This is a genomic window from Mycobacterium yunnanensis (genome assembly GCF_025823185.1).
Classification (GTDB): Bacteria; Actinomycetota; Actinomycetes; order Mycobacteriales; family Mycobacteriaceae; genus Mycobacterium; species Mycobacterium yunnanensis.
This window is the reverse complement of sequence record NZ_JACKVK010000013.1, coordinates 73,329-99,092: the sequence shown is the minus strand read 5'-3', so window position 1 is coordinate 99,092 and position 25,764 is coordinate 73,329. Positions and strand designations below refer to the sequence as shown.

Annotated in this window: 20 protein-coding genes; 16 read left to right on the top strand and 4 right to left on the bottom strand. The window is 68.3% G+C overall.

Translation table 11 applies throughout. From position 1 onward, the window contains the following. Window positions 1-21 precede the first annotated feature (21 nt). Window positions 22-363, bottom strand: coding sequence for a hypothetical protein (locus tag H7K45_RS24115; RefSeq protein ID WP_263998584.1), 342 nt, complete (start codon window positions 361-363; stop codon window positions 22-24). Window positions 364-472: 109 nt separating this feature from the next. Then, a complete protein-coding gene (locus H7K45_RS24110) occupies window positions 473-3,148 on the bottom strand; it encodes a helix-turn-helix transcriptional regulator (protein WP_308206429.1) in 2,676 nt (891 codons plus the stop codon). A 272-nt stretch (window positions 3,149-3,420) separates the two neighbouring features. Here H7K45_RS24110 and metH point away from each other — a divergent pair, with 272 nt between their 5' ends. From metH to H7K45_RS24075, 7 genes are all read left to right on the top strand, one after another. Beyond that, entirely contained in the window at window positions 3,421-7,182 is a 3,762-nt protein-coding gene (gene metH / locus H7K45_RS24105; protein WP_263998583.1) for a methionine synthase, read from the top strand. Between the two features lie 2 nt (window positions 7,183-7,184). Further along, window positions 7,185-7,871, top strand: coding sequence for an HAD family hydrolase (locus H7K45_RS24100; protein ID WP_263998582.1), 687 nt, complete (start codon window positions 7,185-7,187; stop codon window positions 7,869-7,871). A gap of 111 nt (window positions 7,872-7,982) precedes the next feature. Further along, window positions 7,983-9,455 (top strand): sugar porter family MFS transporter, encoded by a 1,473-nt coding sequence (locus tag H7K45_RS24095; RefSeq protein ID WP_263998580.1) that lies wholly within the window; start codon window positions 7,983-7,985, stop codon window positions 9,453-9,455. 55 nt (window positions 9,456-9,510) lie between these two features. Further along, on the top strand, window positions 9,511-9,792 hold the full coding sequence (locus tag H7K45_RS24090) for a phosphoribosyl-ATP diphosphatase (RefSeq protein ID WP_263998579.1): 282 nt from the start codon (window positions 9,511-9,513) through the stop codon (window positions 9,790-9,792). A 32-nt stretch (window positions 9,793-9,824) separates the two neighbouring features. Then, the gene (gene hisG / locus H7K45_RS24085; protein WP_263998578.1) at window positions 9,825-10,682 is read left to right on the top strand and encodes an ATP phosphoribosyltransferase; all 858 of its coding nucleotides are present in this window, start codon (window positions 9,825-9,827) and stop codon (window positions 10,680-10,682) included. Window positions 10,683-10,706: 24 nt separating this feature from the next. Continuing rightward, on the top strand, window positions 10,707-11,192 hold the full coding sequence (locus H7K45_RS24080; protein WP_263998577.1) for a DUF4126 family protein: 486 nt from the start codon (window positions 10,707-10,709) through the stop codon (window positions 11,190-11,192). 10 nt (window positions 11,193-11,202) lie between these two features. Next, window positions 11,203-12,573, top strand: a complete 1,371-nt coding sequence (locus H7K45_RS24075) for an FAD-containing oxidoreductase (RefSeq protein WP_263998576.1) — start codon at window positions 11,203-11,205, stop codon at window positions 12,571-12,573. A gap of 7 nt (window positions 12,574-12,580) precedes the next feature. Here the strand turns inward: H7K45_RS24075 and H7K45_RS24070 are convergent, their stop codons facing one another. Continuing rightward, window positions 12,581-14,275 (bottom strand): amidohydrolase, encoded by a 1,695-nt coding sequence (locus H7K45_RS24070; RefSeq protein ID WP_263998575.1) that lies wholly within the window; start codon window positions 14,273-14,275, stop codon window positions 12,581-12,583. Window positions 14,276-14,407: 132 nt separating this feature from the next. Here H7K45_RS24070 and H7K45_RS24065 point away from each other — a divergent pair, with 132 nt between their 5' ends. After that, the gene (locus H7K45_RS24065; RefSeq protein ID WP_263998574.1) at window positions 14,408-15,817 is read left to right on the top strand and encodes a purine-cytosine permease family protein; all 1,410 of its coding nucleotides are present in this window, start codon (window positions 14,408-14,410) and stop codon (window positions 15,815-15,817) included. After that, on the top strand, window positions 15,814-17,409 hold the full coding sequence (locus H7K45_RS24060; protein ID WP_263998573.1) for a GMC family oxidoreductase: 1,596 nt from the start codon (window positions 15,814-15,816) through the stop codon (window positions 17,407-17,409). The genes H7K45_RS24065 and H7K45_RS24060 overlap by 4 nt, the downstream gene beginning before the upstream one ends. On the opposite strand, the gene H7K45_RS24055 is transcribed toward H7K45_RS24060, so the two are convergent. Beyond that, on the bottom strand, window positions 17,399-18,898 hold the full coding sequence (locus H7K45_RS24055; protein ID WP_263998572.1) for an aldehyde dehydrogenase: 1,500 nt from the start codon (window positions 18,896-18,898) through the stop codon (window positions 17,399-17,401). The genes H7K45_RS24060 and H7K45_RS24055 overlap by 11 nt on opposite strands. A gap of 89 nt (window positions 18,899-18,987) precedes the next feature. On the opposite strand from H7K45_RS24055, the gene H7K45_RS24050 reads away from it, so the two are divergent. The 7 genes from H7K45_RS24050 (at window position 18,988) to H7K45_RS24020 (ending at window position 25,760) form a co-directional block, all read left to right on the top strand. Further along, window positions 18,988-19,899, top strand: coding sequence for a LysR family transcriptional regulator (locus tag H7K45_RS24050; protein WP_263998571.1), 912 nt, complete (start codon window positions 18,988-18,990; stop codon window positions 19,897-19,899). Window positions 19,900-20,014: 115 nt separating this feature from the next. After that, window positions 20,015-21,283 (top strand): flavin-containing monooxygenase, encoded by a 1,269-nt coding sequence (locus H7K45_RS24045; protein ID WP_263998569.1) that lies wholly within the window; start codon window positions 20,015-20,017, stop codon window positions 21,281-21,283. Beyond that, window positions 21,283-21,732, top strand: a complete 450-nt coding sequence (locus H7K45_RS24040) for a RidA family protein (RefSeq protein ID WP_263998567.1) — start codon at window positions 21,283-21,285, stop codon at window positions 21,730-21,732. The genes H7K45_RS24045 and H7K45_RS24040 overlap by 1 nt, the downstream gene beginning before the upstream one ends. Further along, window positions 21,729-22,397, top strand: a complete 669-nt coding sequence (locus tag H7K45_RS24035; protein WP_263998566.1) for a DUF1028 domain-containing protein — start codon at window positions 21,729-21,731, stop codon at window positions 22,395-22,397. The genes H7K45_RS24040 and H7K45_RS24035 overlap by 4 nt, the downstream gene beginning before the upstream one ends. Continuing rightward, window positions 22,394-23,557, top strand: coding sequence for a M20 family metallopeptidase (locus H7K45_RS24030; RefSeq protein ID WP_263998565.1), 1,164 nt, complete (start codon window positions 22,394-22,396; stop codon window positions 23,555-23,557). Before H7K45_RS24035 ends, H7K45_RS24030 begins: the two co-directional genes overlap by 4 nt. After that, window positions 23,554-24,972 carry an aspartate ammonia-lyase gene (locus H7K45_RS24025; protein WP_263998564.1) on the top strand — a complete coding sequence of 473 codons (1,419 nt, stop codon included), beginning with the start codon at window positions 23,554-23,556 and terminating at the stop codon, window positions 24,970-24,972. The genes H7K45_RS24030 and H7K45_RS24025 overlap by 4 nt, the downstream gene beginning before the upstream one ends. Beyond that, window positions 24,969-25,760, top strand: coding sequence for a carbon-nitrogen hydrolase family protein (locus tag H7K45_RS24020; RefSeq protein WP_263998563.1), 792 nt, complete (start codon window positions 24,969-24,971; stop codon window positions 25,758-25,760). Before H7K45_RS24025 ends, H7K45_RS24020 begins: the two co-directional genes overlap by 4 nt. Window positions 25,761-25,764 lie beyond the last annotated feature (4 nt).

Genomic DNA, 25,764 nt, shown 5'->3' with positions numbered 1-25,764 from the left:
GGCGGGTCGTCGATGCCGAACCTAGAGCCGGTACATCTCCCGGCTCATCAGCGCCTGCTCGACGTATGAGGCGTGCCACGCCGTGTCCTGCGGCTTGGGCGGCGGCAGGTGGGGCAGGTGCACGTGGTGTGGCAGGTGGACGGCATGCGGCAGGTGGACGGGATGTGAGAGGTGCCCGTGGTGGGGCAGGTGCACGTGTCGGTGATCGAGCATCCAGCGCAGGGCGGCCCGGGTTCGCGATAGTGGGACGGGCGCACCCTGGGTGAAGATGATCCGCTGGCCGACGGTGTCGGCATCCGCGATCGGTGTCTCGGCCAGGCCGGTGACGTTCGGTTCGGTGCCGTGGAGCCTCGAAGCGGTCATGTGACTTCCTTCCCCCGAAGGTGGTTGAGTGCCTGTTCATCGTCAACCCACGGCAGCGGCGAGGACTAAGTAGCGAGGTACTTAAGTCGGCCGGTGCGTGTTGCGACCCTCAGGACGTGAACTCGTCCGTCGACCAAGAACGTTGCGGCGCCAAATCGTTGAGCGTCTCGGTGGGTTCCGGGGGTCGTACGAGGGCGGCGAGCTCGTCGCGGCTGGTGGTACCGGTCTTGGCCATGGCGTTGTAGACGTGGCTCTCCACCGTGCGCACCGACAACGTCAGACGGTCGGCCACGGCGCGACTGGACAGTCCGTCGCCGAGCAGCACGACGATCTCCCGTTCACGTTGCGTCAGTGGTAACGGCGCGGTCGACTGCTGCAGGAATGCCGGCGTGCGGGCGCCGCCACACCGTTTCGCCAGCGCCTCCGCCCTCGCCGAGCAGCCCAGCGACGATCCGCGAAGATCGCCGTCGCGGTAGGCGACGGCGGCGTGCGAGGCGGCGTCGACGGCCGCCACTAGGTCACCCATTCGCTCGAACTCCTCCGACACCGCCGCCAGGGCACCGCCGTCGCGGTCCTTCAGCGCGGCGGCGTACCGCGCTGCCGCGCCCGCCCGCGGTCCCTCGACGAGGTGCTCGAGCTCCCGTAGCCGCGGCCCACACGACGCGTCGCCGAACTGGGTCGCGGTCTGCAAGCACATTACCTCGGCCGCGAATTGACCTTTCGTGCAAGCGGTTTGGGCGCCAGCGCGGGCCACTCGGGCGGCGTCGCCGGTGGCTCCCCGGCAGGCCGCAACCCACGCCCCGGCAATGTCGTACTCGTAGTCCAGATATTTCCAACTCGGATACGCGGGCCGCGCGAACGATGCGGCGGCGTCGGCGGCGAATCCGCGCATGGCGAGCGCCACGGTGTACGGCAGGTTGTACTGATAGCCGAAGCCGTTGGTGTCGCCGAAGGAGTAGACCACCTCGACCGCCGGTGCCAGTAGCGAACATGCGAGGTCTAGGCGACCGGCAGCCAACGCCGTCCTTCCGGCCAATGCGGTGCTCAGAATCTGCGCCAAGCCTGGGACGTCGACGGCCTGGACCCGCGTCTTCTCCGTGGCGTCGACGGCGTCGGCGATCCGCCCCGCCAGCAGCAGCGCGCCGACGTAGCCGTCTGCGATCACGAACCGCATCTGTGCGGCGTCGAAAGAGCCTGCGGCGATGGCGTATCCGGTGGTCGCGGCGGCCAGCGCAGCCGTCGTGCGGCCGGCGTCCCCCGCGGCGATGGTCGTCGCCCATGCGGTGACGGCGGCCACGATCGCGGGGAGCCGGTCGAGCGCGAGGCCGTCGGAGGCCAAGCGCGCCTTCTCCGGCTCGCCGATGGCAGCCCAGTGGACGGCGAGGAACGCGTCGAGGCAGCCCCGTGCGGGTGCGGGCGTGACGGCCGCCGCGTCGTCGACGATCCGCTTGGCTCCGACGGGATCGGCCATTGCGCACAGCATGTTCGTCGCCCGCAGGAACGCGATCCTCGAGACGTCCGCGGCGGTGAGTTCGGCGGCGGGGATGGCGGTGAGCGCGTCATCGGAGTCGGCGCCGCGGCCCAGCCAGGACAGCACGTAGGCGCGGGCCAGGTACGCCTCCAGGCCACCGCCGGCCCGGATGGCCGCCTCGGCCAGTCGATCCGACAACGGCAGGTCGGCGAGCCACACGGCACCCCGTGCGGCGGACAGAAGGAGTACGGGGTCGGGTTCGAGGTCGGAGTGCAGGCTTAGGGACGCCCGCCGCACGACGACCCGAATCTCGTTGCGACGGTCGCCGTTGGCCAGTTCGTTCGCCACCAGCGCCCGCAGGCGACGCAATCGGGTGGGTGGGGCCCGTCTCCTCCGAACCTCCCCGTAGAGCGGGTGCGCCACCCTGACCTCCACGACGCCGTCGACGGCCTCGACGGTGACCAGACCGTGGTCGTCGGCCAGCTCGACCGCGCCCGGATCGGTGATCCGCTGCAGGGAGGCAAGCTCGACCGGCTCGGCCACGGCCAGAACGTCGACCACCTCGCTCACCGCGGCGGGCAGGGCACCGATGCGGGCTTCGATCAAGTCGACCAGATCGGTGGGCACGACGGGATCCCCATGCCAGTGCCACTGGCCGTCGCGCCTGGTGATCACGCCGTCGGTGAGGCCGCGTTCGACGATGTTGTGGAGGTACAGCGCGTTGCCCCTGGTCAGCCTCCACAGTCGTTCGGCGACGTCTGGGTTCAGCGGTCCGCCCAGCGTCGTCGACAGAAGGGCCGAGGTCTCCTCGCGGGTGAGTGGTTCCAGCTCCAGCCGCTCGAATTCGGCGTCGCGCCAAATCTCCTGCACCCCGAGCGGGATGGGCTCACCGTCGCGGACGGTGAGTACCACCTTGCCGGCGTTGCGCCGCACCAGCTGGTGGACCACGAACGTCGACAGCTCGTCGAGCAGGTGGACGTCGTCGACGCCCAGGACCATTCCCGAGTTCTGGGCGGGCACGCCGGCCAGGGACTCGATGACACCCCGGACCAATTGCACCGGCTGCGCCACCCCGGGCTGCGCCCATTCGGCGAAGGCGCCGAGTGGAACCGAACGCGCCGACGACGTGCCGACCGCCCACCGCGTGGCGCATCCCCGTGCCGCGGCGACCGCGAGTGCCTCGCGCACGATGCGGCTCTTCCCGACGCCTGCCGGTCCGGCTACCACGACCCCGGAGAGTCGCGGAGCGGCGATCGCCGCCTCGATGTGTCGCATCTCCCGTGACCGGCCGGTCAATGGCCAACGTGCCGCCACCCGTGAAGCGTAGGACGCTTGGAACTGCCTGTACACAGGCCGTTTTCGCGCCGGGACGATCCACGCTTTGCTGTGCGGGGACTCGTTTCGGGCCACTGTTGGTTGCCGCGACCGCCGATGCCCCCAGGCGTCTCGGACGTCGATCGGGATGACGACGTAGACTCGACGGGTCGAGAGGCGTTGCAACGGTTGTCCCGGGGGGCTTGATCCCACCTTGGCATCCGCCACGCTCGGCAGAGTCAAGGACGCCTTCCGTATTGGAAGGAGCGCACATGACCGCCGCAGAGAAGGCCCCTCACGCCCTTGCGCCGCACGTCCGACCCGACTGCACCAGTGAACTCACCGCCGCGCTGAACCAGCGCATCATGGTGATCGACGGCGCGATGGGCACGGCCATCCAACGCGACCGGCCCGACGAGGCCGGGTATCGCGGCGACCGGTTCACCGAGTGGCCGACTGCCCTGCAGGGCAACAACGACCTGCTGACCCTGACGCAACCGCAGATCATCGAGGGCATTCACCGCGAATACCTCGAGGCGGGCGCCGACATCCTCGAGACCAACACGTTCAACGCCAACGCCGTCTCGCTGTCGGACTACGACATGGCCGACCTGAGCTACGAGCTCAACTACGCCGGCGCGGCGTTGGCGCGCAAGGCTGCCGACGAGTTCAGCACGCCGGACAAGCCCCGCTACGTCGCCGGAGCCATCGGGCCGACCACCCGCACCGCGTCGATCTCGCCGGACGTCAACGACCCAGGCGCCCGCAACGTCTCCTACGACCAGCTCGTCGCCGCCTATCTCGAAGCCGCCAACGGGCTGGTCGACGGTGGTGCGGACCTGCTCATCGTCGAGACCATCTTCGATTCGCTCAACGCCAAGGCGGCGGTCTTCGCGGTCGAGACGCTATTCGAGGAGCGCGGCCGGCGCTGGCCGGTGATCATCTCCGGAACCATCACCGACGCGTCGGGCAGGACGCTGTCCGGCCAGGTCACCGAGGCATTCTGGAACGCCATCAGGCACGCGAGACCACTCGCCGTCGGCCTCAACTGCGCCCTCGGTGCGCCGGAGATGAGGCCCTACATCGCCGAGGTGGCGCGGATTTCCGACACGTTCGTGTCCTGCTACCCCAACGCCGGCCTACCGAACGCGTTCGGTGAGTACGACGAATCCCCGCAGGCGCAGGCAAGCTACATCGAGGAGTTCGCGGAAGCCGGGCTGGTCAACCTGGTCGGCGGTTGCTGCGGCACCACGCCCGAGCACATCGCCGAGATCGCCAAGGTCGTCGAGGGCAAGCCACGGCGCGAGCTGCCGGAGATTCCCGTGGCCACCCGGCTATCGGGCCTCGAGCCGCTCAACGTCTCCGAGGACTCCCTGTTCGTCAACATCGGCGAGCGCACCAACATCACCGGCTCCGCCCGGTTCCGCAACCTGATCAAGGCCGAGGACTACGACACCGCCCTGTCGGTGGCTCTGCAGCAGGTCGAGGTCGGTGCGCAGGTCATCGACGTCAACATGGACGAGGGCATGATCGACGGCGTCGCGGCGATGGACCGGTTCACCAAGCTGATCGCGGCCGAGCCGGACATCAGCCGGGTGCCGGTGATGATCGACTCCTCCAAGTGGGAGGTCATCGAGGCGGGCCTGAAGAACGTGCAGGGCAAGCCGATCGTGAACTCGATCTCCATGAAGGAGGGCGAGGAGAAGTTCGTCCGCGAGGCCCGGCTGTGCCGCAAGTACGGCGCCGCCGTGGTGGTGATGGCCTTCGACGAGCAGGGCCAGGCCGACAACCTGGAGCGCCGCAAGGAGATCTGCGGGCGCGCGTACCGGATCTTGACCGAGGAGGTCGGCTTCCCGGCCGAGGACATCATCTTCGACCCGAACTGCTTCGCGCTGGCCACCGGCATCGAGGAGCACGCCACCTACGGCATCGACTTCATCGAGGCCTGCGCCTGGATCAAGGAGAACCTGCCCGGCGTGCACATCTCCGGCGGCATCTCGAACGTGTCGTTCTCCTTCCGTGGCAACAACCCGGTCCGCGAGGCGATCCACGCGGTGTTCCTGTTCCACGCCATCAAGGCCGGCCTGGACATGGGCATCGTCAACGCGGGCGCGCTGGTGCCGTACGACTCGATCGACCCCGAGCTGCGGGACCGCATCGAGGACGTGGTGCTGAACCGCCGCGCCGATGCGGCCGAACGGCTGCTGGAGATCGCGGAGCGGTTCAACAGCAAGGACAAGGCCGACGATCCGGTGGCGGCCGAATGGCGCAGCCTGCCGGTCCGCGAGCGCATCACGCACGCCCTGGTGAAGGGCATCGACGCCAACGTCGACGACGACACCGAGGAGTTGCGCGCCGAGATCGAGGCCGCGGGCGGTCGCCCCATCGAGGTCATCGAGGGTCCGCTGATGGACGGCATGAACGTCGTCGGTGACCTCTTCGGCGCGGGCAAGATGTTCCTGCCGCAGGTCGTGAAGTCGGCCCGCGTGATGAAGAAGGCGGTGGCGTATCTGCTGCCGTACATCGAGGCGGAAAAAGCCGAATTACTTCCTGGCGAAACTGCCAAGAAGGACACCAACGGCACGATCATCATGGCGACGGTCAAGGGTGACGTCCACGACATCGGCAAGAACATCGTCGGAGTCGTGTTGCAGTGCAACAACTTCGAAGTCATCGACCTCGGGGTGATGGTGCCTGCGCAGAAGATCCTCGACGCGGCCAAGGAGCACGACGCCGACATCATCGGGCTCTCCGGACTGATCACCCCGTCGTTGGACGAGATGGTCAACTTCGCCGTGGAGATGGAGCGCCAGGGGTTGGAGATTCCGCTGTTGATCGGCGGCGCCACCACCTCGCGCGCGCACACGGCGGTGAAGGTCGCGCCGCGCCGCAAGGGCCCGGTGGTGTGGGTGAAGGACGCCTCCCGCTCGGTGCCCGTCGCGGCCGCACTGCTCGACGACAAGCAGCGGCCCGGGCTGCTGGAGGCCACCGAGAAGGACTACGCGTCACTGCGGGAGCGCCACGCCCAGAAGAGTGAGCGCAAGATGCTTACGCTGGAGAAGGCGCGGGCCAACCGGACGCCGATCGACTGGGACGGTTACACGCCGCCGGTGCCCGCGCAAGGAACGGGAGTACGTGAGTTTCAGGACTACGACTTCGCCGAACTTCGCGAGTACATCGACTGGCAACCGTTCTTCAACGCCTGGGAGATGAAGGGCCGGTTCCCGGACATCCTCAACAACCCGGTCTCCGGGGAGACGGCCCGCAAGTTGTACGAGGACGCCCAGGCGATGCTCGACACCTTGATCAAGGAGAAGTGGCTGACGGCCAACGGCGTCATCGGGTTCTTCCCCGCGAACGCGGTCGGCGACGACGTCGAGGTCTACACCGACGACACGCGCAGCACGGTGCTGACCAAACTGTTCAACCTGCGTCAGCAGGGCGAGCACCGCGCCGGCATCCCGAACCGGTCGCTGGGTGACTTCGTCGCACCCAAGGCGACCGGCCTGGCCGACTACGTCGGCGCCTTCGCCGTCACCACCGGGCTGGGCAGCCACGCCAAGATCGAGGAATTCAAGGCCGCCAACGACGACTACAACGCGATCTTGCTCGAGTCGCTCGCCGATCGCCTCGCCGAGGCGTTCGCCGAACGGATGCATCAGCGAGTTCGCAAGGAATTCTGGGGCTTTCAGCCCGACGAGCAACTCGACAACGAGGAGCTCATCGGTGAGAAGTACGTCGGTATCCGGCCTGCCCCCGGCTATCCGGCCTGCCCGGAGCACACCGAGAAGACCACGATCTGGGAGTTGCTGGACGTCAAGGAGCGCACCGGCATCGAGCTGACTGAGTCGATGGCGATGTGGCCAGGGGCCGCGGTCAGCGGCTGGTACTTCTCTCACCCCGAGTCGCAGTACTTCGTGGTGGGTCGGCTGGCCCAGGACCAGGTCGCCGACTACGCCGCGCGCAAGGGGTGGACGCTGCAGGAGGCCGAGCGTTGGCTCGCACCCAATCTCGGCTACAACCCGGAGGACTGATGATGCGTGCCGTGCTGTTCGACATGGACGGGACCCTCGTCGACTCCGAGAAGCTGTGGGACGTCTCGCTGCAGGCGTTGTACGCCCGTCTCGGCGGCGTGCTGACCGCCGAGGTGCGGGAGTCGACGGTGGGCAGTTCCTCGGAGGGGTTGATGCGCATCGTCTACACCGATTTGGGTCTGGAGCAGGACCCCGCGGCGATGGACGAATCGGCGGACTGGTTGCACGACCGGACCGGTGAGCTCTTCGAGCAGGGCCTGACCTGGTTGCCGGGGGCGCGGGAGACGCTGGATGCGCTGACCGCCGCCGGCGTGCCCCTGGCGCTGGTCACCAACACCCGCCGGGGACTCACCGAGCGGGCGCTGAAGAGCATTGGCAGCCACTACTTCTCGGTGTCGGTATGTGGTGACGAGGTCGAGCATGCCAAGCCCGCGCCCGACCCGTATCTGCGGGCCGCGCACCTGCTCGGATTCGACCCGGCCGAGTGCCTGGCCGTGGAGGACTCGGTGACGGGATCGGCGGCTGCGGAGGCGGCCGGGTGCCCAGTGCTGGTCGTGCCCAATGACGTCGAGGTGCCCGAGGGTCCGCGGCGCCGGCGGGTGACGTCGCTGGCCGAGGTGGACGTGGACGCGCTGAGGGCGATCCACCGCGATCTGAGCAGTCAGCTCGGCGCACCCGCCTCCGGGTGAGCTGGTCCGCACGGGGTTTGACGTGACGCGCTGCGGGATACCGCAAAAAGGCTCACCCGATTGTCCTATCGTGGTGTGACAGGTATCACGCAGCGCTGCGAAAGGAACCTCATGGCTGGCCAGGGACCCCCGGTATCCGATGGGCCGTCGGCGATCTCCGACGAAGACTTCTCATCCGGCCGCACCGCCGTACGCATCGCCTGCGTGGCGGCGTTGGGCGGTCTGCTGTTCGGCTACGACAGCGCCGTGATCAACGGCGCGGTGGCCTCGATCGAAAAGCAGTTCAACGTCGGCTCCATCGAATTGGGCTTCGCCGTCGCTTCGGCGCTGCTCGGCGCCGCGCTCGGCGCGATGACGGCGGGCCGCGTCGCCGACAAGATCGGTCGCATCTCGGTGATGAAGATCGCCGCGGTGCTGTTCTTCATCAGCGCGTTCGGCACCGCGCTCGCGCCCGAGGTCATCACGCTGGTGGTGTTCCGCGTCATCGGCGGTATCGGCGTCGGCGTGGCGTCGGTGATCGCGCCGGCCTACATCGCCGAGACCTCGCCGCCACGCATCCGCGGACGGCTTGGCTCGCTGCAGCAGCTCGCCATCGTCTCCGGCATCTTCCTGTCCTTCGCCATCAACACGCTGCTGCAGAAGTTCGCCGGCGGCGCGGACCGCGACCTCTGGTTCGGGCTCGAAGCGTGGCGCTGGATGTTCCTCGTCATGGCCGTGCCCGCGGTCGTCTACGGCACGCTGGCCTTCACCATCCCGGAGTCGCCGCGCTATCTCGTTGCCAGCCACAAGATCCCGGAGGCTCGCCGGGTGCTCAACATGTTGCTGGGACAGAAGAACCTCGAGATCACGATCACCCGCATTCAGGAAACCCTGGAGCGCGAGGACAAGCCGTCGTGGCGGGACATGAAGAAGCCGACCGGCGGCATCTACGGCATCGTGTGGGTCGGCCTCGGCCTGTCGGTCTTCCAACAGTTCGTCGGCATCAACGTGATCTTCTACTACTCCAACGTGCTGTGGCAGGCCGTGGGATTCAGCGAGGACCAGTCGGCGATCTACACCGTGATCACCTCGGTCATCAACGTGGCGACCACGCTGATCGCCATCGCGCTGATCGACAAGATCGGCCGCAAGCCGCTGTTGCTGATTGGCTCCTCCGGCATGGCCGTCACCCTGATCACCATGGCGGTGATCTTCGCCAACGCGACCCTTGGCGCCGACGGCAAGCCAAGCCTGCCCGGAGCATCCGGCGTGATCGCCCTCGTCGCCGCCAACCTGTTCGTGGTCGCCTTCGGCATGTCGTGGGGCCCGGTGGTGTGGGTGCTCCTCGGCGAGATGTTCCCGAACCGAATCCGCGCTGCCGCACTCGGGCTGGCCGCGGCCGGCCAGTGGGTGGCGAACTGGCTGATCACCGTGACATTCCCCGAACTGCGTGAGCACCTCGGCCTGGCATACGGCTTCTACGGGCTGTGCGCCGTGCTCTCGGGGCTGTTCGTCTGGCGGTGGGTGCGCGAGACCAAGGGCGTGTCCCTGGAGGACATGCACGGCGAGATCCTCGCCACGGCCAAGCCCACGGCGAACGCCTAGAACCGTGACGTGACGGTCACGGCGGCCAAACCGCCGTGACTTCACCCGCGGTGACGTGGAACAATCGCCTGCCGTGAAGACCTTCGACGCGCTGTTCGCCGAACTCAGTGAGCGCGCGCAGACCCGACCCGCAGGTAGTGGCACCGTCAAGGCTCTGGACGGCGGCGTGCACGGGCTGGGCAAGAAGATCCTGGAGGAAGCCGGTGAGGTGTGGCTGGCCGCCGAGCACGAGGGTGACGACGCGCTGGCGGGGGAGATCAGTCAGCTCCTCTACTGGACGCAGGTCCTGATGATCTCCCGGGGTCTGACCCTCGACGACGTCTACGCCAAGCTGTGAACGATTCTCTTCGCGCACGCGGCTCATCGGCGATGGATTCTCTTCGCGTCGCCGTCCCCAACAAGGGTGCGCTGAGCGAGTCGGCCGCCGAGATCCTCTCCGAAGCCGGTTACCGGCGTCGACGCGACCCCAAGGACTTGACCGTCGTCGACCCGGAGAACAACGTCGAATTCTTCTTCCTCCGGCCGAAGGACATCGCGATCTACGTCGGATCCGGTGAACTCGACTTCGGCATCACCGGACGCGACCTCGCCAGGGAATCCGACGCCCCCGTCCAGGAGCGGCTGGCGCTCGGATTCGGCTCGTCGAGCTTCCGCTACGCCGCTCCGGCCGGGCCCGCCTGGACCGTCGAGGGGCTCGCGGGCAAGCGCATCGCCACCGCGTATCCCAACCTGGTGCGAAAGGATCTGGCCGCCAAGGGCATCGACGCCACCGTCATCCGGCTCGACGGGGCGGTGGAGATCTCGGTGCAGCTCGGCGTCGCCGACGTCATCGCCGACATCGTCGGCACGGGCCGCACCCTGGGCCTGCACGGCCTGGTGGCCTTCGGTGAACCGCTGTGCGACTCCGAGGCGATCCTGATCGAGCGCGCCGACGCGGACCCCGCCACGGCGCCGGCCCGCGACCAGCTCGCCGGCCGCGTCCAGGGCGTGGTGTTCGGCCAGCAGTATCTGATGCTCGACTACGACTGCCCACGAACGGTTTTGGATCGGGCCACGGCCGTCACCCCCGGGCTCGAGTCGCCGACCATTGCGCCGCTGGCCGATCCGGCGTGGGTCGCGGTGCGCGCACTGGTGCCGCGGCGCACCGTCAACGCCATCATGGACGAGTTGGCGGCCATCGGCGCCAAGGCAATCCTGGCGTCGGACATCAGGTTCTGCCGCTTCTGAGCGATCAGTGTTAACTTTCCAGCCATGACGCAAGTCCTGGTGATCGTGCTGGCCCTCCTCATCGGTGTCGTGGCCGGGCTGCGCGCGCTGACCCCACCGGCGATCGTCGCCTGGGGCGCTCTGCTGGGCTGGCTGCCCGTCGACGGCACGTGGGCGCAGTGGGTGGGTCATCCCATCACGGTCGCGGTGCTCACCGTCCTGCTGGTGGTGGAGTTGATCACCGACCAGTTGCCCAAGACGCCCAGCCGCACCGTGCCCCCGCAGTTCATCGCACGCCTGCTGACGGGGGCCTTCGCCGGCGCCGTCATCGGCGCGGGCACCCACCACACCATCCTCGGCATTGGCGCGGGCATGATCGGCGCGGTGCTGGGCACGCTCGGCGGTTACCAGGCGCGCAGCCGACTGGTCGTCCGCAACGGGGGACGAGACCTGCCCGTCGCCGTCGCCGAGGATGCGATCGCGGTGCTCGGCGGTCTCGCCATCATCGCCCTGGCGTCGACCGCGTTCTGAGAGGACCGTCATGACCACCAGGTACGACGCCATCATCGTCGGCGCCGGGCAGGCCGGTCCGCCGCTGGCGGGGCGGCTGACCGCGGCGGGTCAGAAGGTGGCCGTCATCGAACGCAAGCTGGTCGGCGGCACCTGCGTCAACACCGGGTGCATCCCGACCAAGACCCTGGTGGCCAGCGCGCACGTCGCCCACTCCGCCCGCCGCAGTGCGGAATACGGCATCGGCACCGGCGACGTCGTCGTCGACATGGCGAAGGTGAAGGCGCGCAAGGACGCCATCAGCCAGGGCGACCGGGAGGGCCTCGAATCCTGGCTCGAGGGCATGGAGGGTTGCACCTTCATCCGCGGCCACGCACGCTTCGAGGGGCCCCACACCATCCGCGTCGACGACCAGGTGCTCGAGGCGGACCACGTCTTCCTCAACGTCGGCGGCCGCGCGACGGCACCGCCCATTCCCGGACTCGACGAGGTCGACTACCTCACCAACGTCGGCATCCTCGAACTCGACGTGGTCCCAGAGCATCTGGTGATCATCGGCGGCAGCTACATCGGGCTGGAGTTCGCCCAGATGTACCGCCGCTTCGGAGCGCGCGTCACCGTGGTCGAGCGTGGCCCGCGGGTGACGGCCCGCGAGGACGAGGACGTGTCCGCGGCAATTCAGGACATCCTGGAGCGTGAGGGCATCGTCGTGCACGTCGGCGCCACCGACATGCGAATCACTGCGCGGGACAACGGGTTCGATCTGTATCCGCGCGACGGTGCCGAGCCCGTCTCCGGCAGTCACCTGCTTGTGGCCACCGGCCGCCGACCCAACACCGACGACCTCGGGCTGGAGGCCGCCGGGATCGAGACCGACGCACGCGGGTACGTCGTCGTCGACGACCAGCTGCGCACCAACGTCGACGGGGTGTGGGCGATGGGGGACTGCAACGGCAAGGGCGCCTTCACCCACACTTCCTACAACGACTTCGAGATCGTCGCGGCCAATCTGCTCGACGACGACGCGCGCCGGGTCAGCGACCGGGTGCCGACCTATGCGCTGTATGTCGACCCGCCGCTGGGCCGCGCGGGCATGTCCACCGACGAGGTCCGCAAGTCCGGTCGCAAGGCGTTGGTGGGCAAGCGACTCATGACGAAGGTGGGCCGCGCCGTCGAGAAGGGCGAGACCCAGGGCTTCATGAAGGTCCTCGTCGACGCCGAGACTCAGGAGATCCTCGGCGCCTCCATCCTCGGGGTCGGCGGCGACGAAGTGGTTCAGGACATCCTGGACGTGATGACGGCCAAGCTGCCGTACACCGCGATCTCGCGCACCATGCACATCCATCCGACGGTCAGCGAGCTGCTGCCGACGCTGCTGCAGGACTTGTCTCCGCTGGAGTGAGGCGCGCTCACCGCGCGCGATGAACCACCCGACCGTCCACCATCGTCAGGGCCACACCCACCTCGCCGATGTCCTGGGCGTCGAACACGTCACGGTCCAGTGCGACGAGGTCGGCCACGTTGCCGACCTCGACGGTGCCGCAGTCGTCCTCCCAGCGATTGGCGTAGGCAGATCCCACGGTGTACGCCTGGATCGCGGTCGAGAGATCGATGGCCTCCTCGGGCACCAATGGCTCGTCGAAGACACCGGCGCCGATCGCGTGCGGGTCGGCGCGCGAACCGGTCCGGTGGACCGCGGTGTGAAGTGCCAGCAGGGGATTGGGGTCGGTCACCGGCCAGTCGCTGCCCATCGCCAGCCGTGCGCCATGCCGGGCGATGGAGGCGAACGGGAAGTGCCAGCGTTCGCGTTCGGGCCCCAAGAGCGGGAGCTTGCGCTCGACGATCTCCTTGTCGCGGCGGGCCCACAACGCCTGGATGTTGGCGATGACGCCGAGCCGGGCGAAGCGCGGGACGTCCGACGGGTCGACGACGTCCAGGTGGGCGATCTGATGCCGGCCGTCGAATTCGGGGTTCTCGCGGATGGCAGGCTCCAGCGCGTCGAGACATTCCCGGACGGCGCGGTCACCCACTGCGTGCATGTGAATCTGAAATCCCTCCGCCGCCAGACGGCGGGTGATCTGCCCCAGTTCATCGGGATCGATGAACGACAGCCCGGACGGTGCATTGCCGTCGGTCGTGCCTCGATACGGCGACAGCATGGCGGCGGTGCAGTTCTCGCAAATGCCGTCTTGCATGATCTTGACCGTTGCGGCGGTGAATCGGGAGTGTCCTGCCGCGGCGCGCCGCTCGAGAATCGTTGGCAATTGCGCCAATCCGGCTTCGGCAGACCACCACAGCGCACCGGCGACGCGGGCGGTGAGCTCGCCGGCGGCATCGGCGTCGACGTAGGTGTCCAAGATGTCGGTGAGTCCGAACGCGCTGATGCCGACGCCGGCGTCGTGCCAGCCCGTGACGCCGACGGCGTGCAGGCGCTGTTGAGCCTCGAGCAGGGCTCGGCGCAGGAAGTCTGGTGTGACGGCGGGTATCAGCGCGTTGACCGGTGCAGCGGCCTGCTCGAACAACATGCCGGTCGGTTCGCCGTCGGCGTCGCGCACCACCTGCCCACCCTCGGGATCCGGGAAGGACGCGTCGATTCCGGCTCGGCGCAGCGCGCTGCCGTTCACCCAGACCCCGTGACCGTCGTGACTGGTGAGCACGACGGGTCGATCGCCGACGACGTCGTCGACGTCGTCGCGAGTGGGGAAGCCACCCGCGAAGGCGTCGCCATACCAGCCACTTCCGGCGATCGTCTGGTCTCCCGGGTGCGCCGCGGCGTAGTCGCCGATGGCCTGGCGGTAGGCGTCCCGGTCATGGGGCAGCGTGGACAGGTCGCAGCGCAGGGCTTGGACGCCGGCTGCGACGGGGTGGGCGTGGGCGTCGACGAAACCGGGCAGCAGCGTGGCGCCCGAGAGGTCCACGACCTCGGTGCCGTCGCCGAGCAGTGCACGGTCGACACCGCGACCGACCGCCACGACCCGGCCGCCGGCAACCGACACCGTGTCGGCTGGGCGGTCGGACCCCGGCCGGAACACCGATGCGTTGGTCAGTACGTAGTCGGCCTGCACCTCGGCGATCGTGCTCGCGTCCCGAGGTGTGGTCAACACGGGGCTACATCGGCAAAAGCGATCCAAAACTCCGATTCTTTGTGATTTATCTGTGCTACCGATCACTCGATACTGGGACGACCTCAGTCAGAGCCGCACCACCTGCTCCATCGTCGAAAGTCGGTCACGCCCATGACATCACCTGTTCCCAGTCCTGAGTCCGTGGAGAGCAGGACCATCGAACACATCCCGGTCGACGAACGACACGGCCGGGCCCGTGACCTGTTCACCGTCTGGTTCGGCTCGAACATCATGCTGCTGACGATCATCACCGGCGCACTCAGTACCACGGTGTTCGGCTTGCCGCTCTGGGCCGCAGCACTTTCGGTGGTGCTCGGCAACGTCATCGGAGCCGTGGTGATGGCGCTGCACGCCGCCCAGGGGCCGCAGATGGGCGTGCCGCAAATGTTGCAGACGCGCGCGCAGTTCGGTTCCTACGGGAGCCTGCTGGTCGTGGTCCTCGTCATCTTCATGTACCTGGGCTTCTTCGCCTCCAACGTCGTGCTCGGCGGTCAGGCGCTGGCCAAGGTGACTGGTCTGCCGACGAGTTGGTCGATCGTCGTGATCGGGCTGATCAGCGTGGTGGCGACGATGGTGGGCTACCGACTCATTCACCGGGTGACCGCGGTGCTGTCGGTGGTCGCCGGCGGCGCACTGCTCATCGCGTTCGTGTGGATGGTCGGTGTCAACGGCGTCCCGGCGCAGACGTGGCATTCCGGCGGGTTCACCTGGGCTGGCTTCATGGCCACGCTATCGGTTGCCGCCTTGTGGCAGATCGCCTATGCCCCATACGTTTCGGACTACACGCGGTACATGCCCAAGGACACCGGACAACGGGCTGCGTTCTGGGGCACGTACTCGGGCTGTGTGCTGGGCTCGGTGCTGCCGATGCTGCTCGGCGTCCTCGTCGGGGCGGCGCTGCCCGACGACGACACCCTGGAGGGTCTGTCGACGCTGACCCACGGCGTGAGTACCGGGGTGTTCGCGATCTTCGCCATCGGCATCACGGCGACCAACGCGATGAACCTCTACTGCGGCACTCTCTCGACGATCACCGTGGGCCAGAACGTCTTTCCGCGCTGGAACCCCCGAGCGGGCAGCCGGGCCACGGTGTCGGTCGCCCTGTTCGTCGTCGCCCTGATTCCGGCGCTGGTGAGCGCCGACGACTTCCTGGCCAACTATGCCAACTTCCTGGCCTTGCTGCTGTGCGTGCTGATTCCCTGGACGGCCGTCAACCTCGTCGACTACTACCTCTTGCGCCACGGGGTGTACGACATCGACGCGTTGTTCGAACGCGACGGCGGTCGGTACGGCCGCTTCAACTGGGTGGCCATCGGCTGCTACTTCGCCGGGATCCTGGTGCAGATACCGTTCCTGTCCACCACGCTGTTCACCGGTTTCGTCGCCTCCGCGATTGGCGGCGTCGACGTCTCCTGGATCGTCGGACTGGCCGTCATCTGCCCGCTGTACTACGCGCTGATGAAGCCACGAATGGGTTCGTCGTCGGTGGCGGCGACGGCGGGTGTGGAGACCGTGGCGTGACTGCCCCCGCGACCCAGTCCCACTACGTCGTCGTCGGCGGCGGCACGGCGGGATGCATCGTCGCCGCTCGGCTGTCCGAGGATCCCGGTGTCACCGTCACCCTCGTCGAGCCGGGTCCCTCGGACGCCAACGAGCCTCGCGCACTGGATATTCGGCGCTGGCCGGACATGGTGGAGAGCGAATACGACCTCGACTACCGCAGTGTGCCCCAGGAGCGCGGCAATTCGCACATTCGGCAGGCGCGAATGCGCATCCTCGGCGGTTGCTCGACTGCGAACACGATGATCACGTGGCGTCCGTTGGCGGCCGACCTCGACGAGTGGGCCGCACTCGGCGTCGAGGGCTGGGATTCCGACGTGCTGAATCCGTACTTCGACGGGCTCGCCACCCCGATCAATCCCGTGGACGCCAAGGACCAGAACCCCTACCTCGCCGACGTCGTCGACGCGGCCCGCCAAGCGCTCGATTTGCCCGCCCGATCGAGATGGAACAGCGACCCCGACTTCGCCACGACGGGCCAGGGCGCGGGCTTCTTCGAGATCGGGTACACCCCCGAGAGCCATCTGCGGTCGTCGACGTCGGTGCACTACGTGCACGGAGTCGTCGGCGAACGTGACAATCTCGAGGTCCTCCATGGTCTGGCGGCCATCCGGGTGCTCCTCGAGGACGGCGCCGCGGTAGGCGTCCTGGTGCGCGACGCCGACGGGGCGGAGCGCGAGATCCGCGCGACACGGGAGGTCGTGCTGTGCTGCGGGGCCGTCGACACCCCGAAGTTGTTGCAGCTCTCCGGCATTGGTCCCAGCCGCATGCTCGTCGACGCCGGCGTCGACGTCGTCGTCGACCTGCCCGGTGTGGGGGAGAACCTCATGGACCACGCTGAGGGCCTGATCGTGTGGGAGGCGCGGCGAGACGTGCCGGACACGTGCGCAACCGGATGGGATGCCGGGGCGGCGGTGAAACTGCACGACGGTGAACCCGCCAGGCCCGACGTCCTGATGCACTTCCCGGTCGAGGCCTGGGCCGTCCACGCCGTCACCTACGGCGTGACGCTGCCCGATCGGATCGTGGCGATCGCGCCCAACGTGGCCAAGCCGAAGAGTCGGGGTCGGGTGTGGATCACCAGCAGCGACCCCGGGCAGGCTCCGAGCATCGACTACGGGTACTTCACCGATCCCGACGGCGCCGACGAGGCCACGTTGATCGCCGGCATCAGGCTGGCCCGCAGGGTCGCCGCCGCGTCGCCGATGTCGGAGTGGATCGGGCGCGAGGTGTTCCCCGGCGCCGAGCTGACCACCGACGAGGAACTGTCACCGCCGCTGCGAGCCACCCATCAGACCGTGTACCACGTCTCGGGAACGTGCCGGATGGGAGCCGCCGACGATCCGATGGCGGTCCTGGACTCGCACCTGCGGGTGCGGGGAGTGGTCGGGTTGCGGGTCGTGGACGCGTCGGTGTTCCCGACCATTCCGTCGGTGAATCCCGTCGGCACGGTCATGACGGTCGCCGAGCGGGCCGCCGTCCTGATCGCCGCCGACGGGGCGCGAGAGAAGCCCACCGAGGACGCCGCCGAAAGAGTCACCGTCACAACTTAATCCACGTGGTCTTGAGTCCGGTGTACTTCTCCAGCGCGTGCAGGGACAGGTCGCGGCCGAACCCGGACTGCTTGAATCCGCCGAAGGGTGTCTGAGCGCTCAACGCGTCGACGGTGTTCACCGACACCGTGCCCGCCCGCAGTGCGCCGGCGACGTTGTGGGCACGGCGCAGATCGTTGGTCCACACCGAGGCCGCCAACCCGTAGACGGAGTCGTTGGCCGCGCGGATCGCCTCGTCGTCGTCGGTGAACGTGCGCACTGCGAGAACCGGTCCGAAGACTTCGTCGGTGACCAGCTCGGCCGACGGACTGAGTCCGGTGATCACGGTGGGCTCGAAGAAGCAGCCGCGGCCGTCGACGGTGTCGCGCTGCCCGCCAACCCGGACCTGGCCCTCGGTCCTGGCTCGGTCGACGAAGCCGAGAACGTGGCTCGTGTGGGCCTCGTCGACGATGGCACCCTGGGTCGCCGCGGGGTCGAGTGGATTGCCGGGGCGCATCGCCGCCGCGCGCTCGACCAACTCGCCGACGACGCCATCCGCGATCGAGGCCTGCAGCAGCAGCCGTGAGTTCGACGAGCAGACCGCCCCCTGGTTGTAGAAGGCGCCGAACAGGGCCATCTCGACGGCCTGATCCAGATCGGCGTCGGCGAAGACGATGTTGGGGCTCTTGCCGCCGCATTCCAGCCACACCTGCTTGAGGTTCGAGTCGGCGGCGTAGCGCAGGAATCGCTTGCCGGTTGCGGTCGAACCGGTGAAGGCAAGCACGTCGACGTCCTGGTGCAAGCCCAGTGCGGCTCCGGCGGTGTCGCCATGGCCGGGGACGACGTTGAGCACTCCCGGTGGGAGGCCCGCCTCGGTGGCCAGTTCGGCGAGGCGCAGCGACGAAAGCGGTGCCCGCTCGGACGGCTTGAGCACGACGCTGTTGCCTGCGGCCAGCGCCGGGGCGACCTTCCACACGGCGAGGTCCAGCGGGAAGTTCCAGGGCGTGACGGCACCGACGACGCCGAGCGGTTCCCGGGTGACGAGCGCGAGATTGCCGGGCTCCGTCGGCGCGATCTCTCCGTTGATCTTGTCGAGCGCTTCGCCGTAGTAGGCGAATAGCGCTGCGGCCGAGGGCACGTCGACGGTGTAGGCCTCGCCGACGAGCTTCCCCATGTCCAGCGAGTCGAGCAGCGCAAGCTCGACGGCGTTCTCGTTGACCAGATCGGCGAGCCGCAGCAGCACCCGTCGTCGGTCGCCCGCGGAGCTGCGGGACCAGTCGCCCGCTTCGAAGGACGCACGCGCGGAGGCCACCGCTGCGTCGACGTCGACGGATTGCGCCGAGGCGACACTGGTCAGCACCTCACCCGTGGCGGGGTTGACCGAGTCGAACGTCTCACCGGATTCGGCGGGTCGGAACCCGCCGTCGACGTAGATCTCGTTGCGCGGTCGGATGGCGGCGGCCCGTTCGGTCCAGTCGGCCAGGGTCGTCGGTGCGGCGTTCGTGGTCATGGTGTCTCAACACTGAAGCGTTCTCGGTCACCTGTACAACAGAGGTTTCCGAACCCTAAGATCGATTTCTCCTATGCGGAAGGCGCTGCGTGGCGGACTACACCCTGCGGCAACTCGAGTACTTCGTCGCCGTCGCCGAGGCCGGTAGCGTCACCCGGGCGGCGGCCGCCGTCCACCTGTCCCAGTCGGCGATGTCGGCCGCACTGGCCGACCTCGAGACCGCACTGTCGGTCCAACTGCTCGTGCGGCACCACGCCAGAGGCATCAGCCTCACGCCGGCGGGCAAGGAACTGCTCGTCGCCAGTCGGCAATTGTTGGCGTCGGCCACCGATCTGCGGACCGTCGCCCAGGGCTTGGGAACCTCGCTCAGCGGAACCCTCTCGATTGGCTGCTTCGAGGTCGTCGCGCCCTATCTCCTGCCCGAATTGCTCTCCGTGGCAGCCGAGAAGCTGCCGAAGTTGCACCTGCAGACCACCGAGGTGGATCTCGCCGACCTCGCCGAGGGCGTCGCCGACGGCACCTTCGAACTCGGCATCGGCTACGACCTCGTCGAAGACCCCCGATTGAAGCGGTGGCCGCTGTTCACCCTGCCGCCCTACGTGCTGGTGGCCGGGTCCCACCGCTTGGCCGAACGCGAGCAGGTCGACCTCGCCGAGCTGGCAGACGAGCCGATGGTGCTGCTCGACCTGCCACACAGCCGCGACTACTTCCAGCGAGTGTTCGCCGAAGCGGGTGTCTCGCCGAACATCCGCTACCGGTCGACGACCGTGGAGACGTGCCGCGCGTTGGTGGGGCGCAACCTGGCGTACACGGTCCTGAACCTTCACGCGGCCGTCCCGGTCGCGCTGGACGGTCATCCGGTCGCGGCGGTGCCGATCAGCGGCGAGCCGCCGGCGCTGACGGTCGTCCTGCTCGACTCGGCCGCGGCCCGCTCGACGCGCCGTGCCAGCGTGGTCGCCGAACTCTGCAGGAGCCTGTTCGCCGACAAGAGCGACGTCTGAGCACGCTAAATCGGATTCCCCGATCCCATGCATCGGAACTATGCGCTGTACAGATGTAGAGGGCGGGCCGACGATGGAATCGCGAACGCATCCGTCGAATGCAGTGGAGGACACGGTGGTGAGCCACGATATCGAGGTGCTGGTCGTCGGTGCCGGCCAAGCAGGCATCGCGATGAGCGAGCACCTCAGTGCCGGCGACGTGCCGCACCTCGTCGTCGAGCGCGACCGCATCGCCGAACGGTGGAGGTCGTGGCGGTGGGACTCGCTGGTCGCCAACGGCCCCGCGTGGCACGACCGGTTTCCCGGTCTCGAGTTCGACATCGCCCCCGACGCGTTCGCCGGCAAGGAGCGCGTCGCCGACTATCTCGAGGCCTATGCGACCAAGTTCGACGCCCCGGTCCGGACCGGGGTTCAGGTGAACTCGGTTCGAAAGATGGAGGGCAAGAGTGGATTTCACGTCGAGACCTCCGACGGTGACCTGAACGCCCGCTTCGTCGTCGCCGCAACGGGAGCGTTTCAGAAACCCGTCGTGCCGGCGGTGATTCCCGAGACCTCCGGGCTGCACCAGATCCATTCCAGCGCCTATCGCAATCCGCAACAGCTCCCCGACGGTGCGGTGCTGGTGATTGGCGCCGGATCCTCGGGTGTGCAGATCGCCGACGAACTGCAGCAGTCCGGGCGTCAGGTGTATCTGGCCGTCGGGCCCCACGACCGACCGCCGCGCAGCTACCGGGGGCGCGACTTCTGTTGGTGGCTTGGCGTATTGGGCAAGTGGGACGCCGCCGCGCCGCCCCGCGGTGCGGAGCACGTCACCATCGCCGTCAGCGGCGCCCACGGTGGCCACACCGTCGACTTCCGGAATTTGGCGGCCAGTGGGATCACGCTCCTGGGCATGGCTGGTGACTACGCCGACGGCGTGCTGACCATCGCGCCGGATCTGCGCGCCAACATCGACGCCGGCGACGCGAACTACCTGTCGATGCTCGACGAAGCCGACGCCTACGTCGCGCGCAACGGTCTCGATCTTCCCGAGGAGCCCGAAGCTCGCGTCTTCGCTCCCGATCCGGAGTGCGGGTCCGACCCGATCGGTCGACTCGACCTCGCCGCCGCCGGAATCACCACGGTCATCTGGGCGGTCGGGTTCGCGTTCGACTACGACTGGCTGCAGGTCGACGCCTTCGACTCCAACGGACGGCCGCGACACCAGCGAGGTGTGTCCACCGAGGCGGGGATCTACTTCCTCGGGCTGCCGTGGCAGTCCCGGCGCGGCTCGAGCTTCATCTGGGGGGTGTGGCACGACGCCAAATACCTCGCGGATCAGATTGCCATCCAGCGCAGCTACCTGGCCTACGAGGCCCCCCGAACGGAAGGGATTCTGGGCTGATGATCGATGCCACGCCACAGGGCGCGACCCACCGCAGGATTCGCCCCTTCAACACCAAGGACACCTACCCGGAGCAGAACCTCGACAACGACCTGTGCCAAGCCGTCGTCGCCGGCGGTGTGGTGTACCTCCGCGGACAGATCGGACAGGATCTCGACACCCGCGAATCGGTCGGCATCGGGGACGTCGAGGCGCAGGCCGAGAAGGCCATGGCCAACATCGCGATGCTGCTCGAGGAGGCCGGCAGCAGCGTCGGCGACATCGTCAAGGTCACCGTGTACCTCGTCGACGTTCGTTACCGCGAAACGGTGTACCGCGTGATGGGCCGCTGGCTCAAGGGCGTCTACCCGGTGTCCACCGGGCTGGTCGTCAGCGCCCTGGCCCGGCCGGAGTGGCTCGTCGAGATCGACGCCACCGCGGTGCTCAGCCAGTCCGCGGGTCGGTCGTGACGTTCTCCCTCGTGGTGCGCGACGGCACCGCGTTCGGCATGGTGGTGTGCTCGTCCAGCCCGGCCGTCGCCTCCCGGTGCGTGCACCTGCGGGCCGGAGTCGGCGCCGTCGCCAGCCAAAACGTCACCAATCCTCGGCTGGGCGCCGTGGCGCTCGACGAATTGGCCACCGGGGCCGACGCGGCTGCCGCCCTCGCGGCGACCGTCGCAGGAGAAGAACACCCCCAGTACCGGCAGTTGATCGTGGTCGACCGCACCGGGAACACCGCCGTGCACACGGGAGCCGAGGCCCTCGGCATCCGCCACGAGGTGACCGCGCCCGATCGTGCGGCGGCAGGCAACATGCTCCACGACCGCGACGTCGTCACCGCCCTGATCGGCGGGTACGCCGACTCGACGGCGCCCACGCTCGAGCAGCGACTGCTCGACGGACTACACGCTGCGGTCACCGCGGGTGGCGAAGCAGGCCCGGTGCACTCCGCCGGGCTGCAGGTGGTCGACGACGTGCCGTGGCCCGTGACCGATCTGCGCGTCGACTGGCACGACGATCCGATCGGCGAACTGCAACGGCTGTGGCTGTTGTGGGACCCCGTCAAGGCCGATTACCGCACGCGCGGCCTCGACCCCACTGCCGCACCGTCCTACGGAGTACCCGGAGACCGATGACCGCCATCGACGACGCCGTCCGCGCGGCGTGCGACCGCACCACCGACCGCATCCTGGCGCTCTCCCACGACCTGCACGCGCATCCCGAGGTGGCCTGGGAGGAAGTTCGATCCTGCGCACGCGTCGCCGGTGACCTCGACGACGCCGGCTTCACGGTGTCTGAGCACTTCACCGGCTTGCCAACCGCCTTCGCGGCCAGAATCGGGACGGGGCCGCTGCACCTTGCGGTCTGTGCCGAGTACGACGCCCTGCCCGGCCTCGGCCACGCCTGCGGGCACAACGTCATCGCGGCGATCTCCAGCGGTGCCGCCATGGCCCTCGCCCCCTACGTCGACGACCTCGGCATCACGCTGACGGTCCTCGGCACCCCGGCCGAAGAAGGCGGCGGTGGCAAGATCGAGATGCTGGAGCGCGGCGGATTCGACGGTGTCCACGCTGCCGCGATGGTGCACCCGGGCCCGGTCGACGTGGCGCGTGCCGAGCCGTATGCGGTGTCGCACAGCCACATTCGCTATGACGGCAAGGCTGCGCACGCAGCGGCGTATCCCGATCGTGGCGTCAACGCCGCCGATGCCTTCACCATCGCCCAGGTCGCCATCGGCATGCTGCGCCAGCAGTTGCCGAACGACGTCCGGGTGCACGGGGTGATGACGAACGGGGGAGAGGCACCCAACGCCATCCCGCAACGCACCGAGGGGCGCTGGTACGTCCGCGCTGGGACGCTCGCCGAACTCGCCGGCCTCGAGCAGCGGGTCAACCGTTGCTTCGAGGCCGGTGCGCTGGCAACGGGCTGCGAGTTGACGATCACCCCGGAGAGCAAGCCCTACGCGGAGTTTCGCACCGACGACGGTCTGCTGGGCCACTACGTCCGCCGCGCCGAGGAGATCGGCCGACGGTTCAGTTCGGGTGCCGACTCCCTGATGAACCGGGCCTCCACCGACATGGGCAACGTCTCGCAACGCATCTCGGCGATCCACCCGTACATCGGCATCAATTCGCTGCCCGCGGTGAACCATCAACTCGAGTTCGCCGCCGCCGCGGTCACCGCCGCCGCCGATCGGGCCGTGACCGACGGCGCTCGCGCACTGGCGCTGACACTGCTCGACGCCGCGTCCGACCCGGCCACCCGTGACCGACTCCTCACCGGTGCGGTGTCATGACCACGGCGCTGACCCGCCTCGAGCACGACCTGCTCGGCGACTACGAGGTTGCCCACGAGGCCTACTACGGCGTGCACACGGCGAGGGCAGTAGCGAACTTCGCCATCACGGGGACGCCCATCTCGAGCCATCCCGAGCTCGTGGTCGCCCTGGCGTGCGTCAAACTCGCTGCGGCCAGGGCGAATCGACGCCTTGGCCTCCTCAACGCCGAACACTGCGACGCGATCGTCGCCGCATGCGAGGAGATCAGGGCCGGCGAGCTCCACGACCACTTCGTCGTCGACGTCATCCAGGGTGGCGCAGGCACGTCGACCAACATGAACGCCAACGAGGTCGTCGCCAACCGGGGGCTCGAGCTGCTCGGGCACCAGCGTGGCGACTACCGCCATCTGCATCCCCTTGAACACGTCAACCTGGGGCAGAGCACCAACGACGTATACCCGACCGCGGTCAAGATCGGGCTGCAGTTCGCCGTGCACCGGCTGCGAGTCGCGATGGCCGCACTGGTGACGGCGTTCGCGGACAAGGCCGTCGAGTTCGGCGGTCACCTCAAGATGGGGCGCACCCAGCTGCAGGACGCCGTGCCGATGACGCTGGGCCAGGAGTTCGGCAGCTACGCGGTGATGGTGGGCGAAGACGCCGACCGGCTCGGCGAGGCGGTCACGCTGATCTCCGAGATCAACCTCGGGGGCACGGCGATCGGCACCGGTCTCAACGCCCCGCGTGGCTATGCCGAGGCCGTATGTGAGGAGCTGTGCGCCGTCACCGACCTCTCGCTGGTGACGGCGTCCAACCTGGTCGAGGCGACGCAGGACGTCGGCGCATTCGTCCAGCTGTCCGGCGTGCTCAAGCGCACGGCGGTCAAGCTCTCGAAGATCTGCAACGACCTTCGCCTCTTGTCGTCGGGGCCGCGGGCCGGGTTCGGCGAGATCAACCTGCCTGCGGTGCAGGCAGGTTCGAGCATCATGCCCGGCAAGGTCAACCCCGTCATTCCGGAAGTGGTCAACCAGGTGGCCTTCGAGGTGGTCGGCAACGACATCGCGATCAGCATGGCCGCCGAGGGCGGCCAGTTGCAGCTCAACGCCTTCGAACCCATCATCGCGCACAGCCTGTTCGAATCGCTCGCGCACCTGACCGCCGCGTGTGACACGTTGCGAACGCGGTGCGTGGTGGGCATCACCGCCAACGTCGCGCACATGCGGGCCGCCGTCGAGCACTCGATCGGTCTGGTGACCGCGCTCAACCCCCACATCGGTTACGAGGCTGCCACCCGGTTGGCCGCCGACGCCCTGAACTCCAATTCCGACATCGCGTCGCTGGTGCTCGACCGCGGATTGCTGACCCCCTCCGAGCTCGAATCGATCCTTCGACCCGACAACCTGACCGGGTGTGTCCACGCCTTTGGAGACTCGTGAGCGACGGGGTCACCATCGGACTGGCGCAATGGCTCTCGCGGTGTGGCGACGCCGAGCACAACCTGAGCAGCGCAACGGGTTTCGTCGCCGAACTGGCTCGGCGTGGCTGCGGCCTGGTGGTCCTGCCGGAGCTGTGGCCCTGCGGGTACGATCCGGCGACCCTGGCCCGTGACGCCAGGGCGGCGGCCGAGCCCCTCGACGGCCCGCGGGGCGACGCGCTGTCGGCCGCGGCGCGTGAGCACGGGCTCTGGTTGTTCGCGGGCTCGGTGCCCGAACTCGACGGCGAAGCATTGCACAACACCGCCGTCGTGTACGGACCCGACGGTCGGCTCGCGGTCGCCCACCGGAAGGTCCATCTCTACACCCCGTTGGACGAGGGCGACGTCTTCGACCCAGGTGAGCGGCCGACGACCCTCGACGTCGACGGCATTGGGACCGTAGGCATCAGCACCTGCTTCGACGGAGACCACCCCTCCTACGCGCGTCGCCTGAACCGTCTCGGTGCCAGGGTGGTCGTCGCACCGTGCGCTTACGAGACCGGCGCCGAATCGTGGTGGGACGTCCTGTATCCGGCCAACGCGCTGGTGAACGGGCAGTGGTGGATCATGGTCAACCAGTGTGGTGGCGACCTGTTCGGCAAGAGCCGCATCATCGCGCCGGACGGCGCGATCGTGGCAGAAGCGCCGCGCGTCGGCGACGGCGCCGACTCCGAGTTGCTGGTGGCCACCGTGGATCTGGCCGCCGGGATACGCGACGCGGATGCGACCGCGAGCGCCCTCTGGGCCTGAGTAC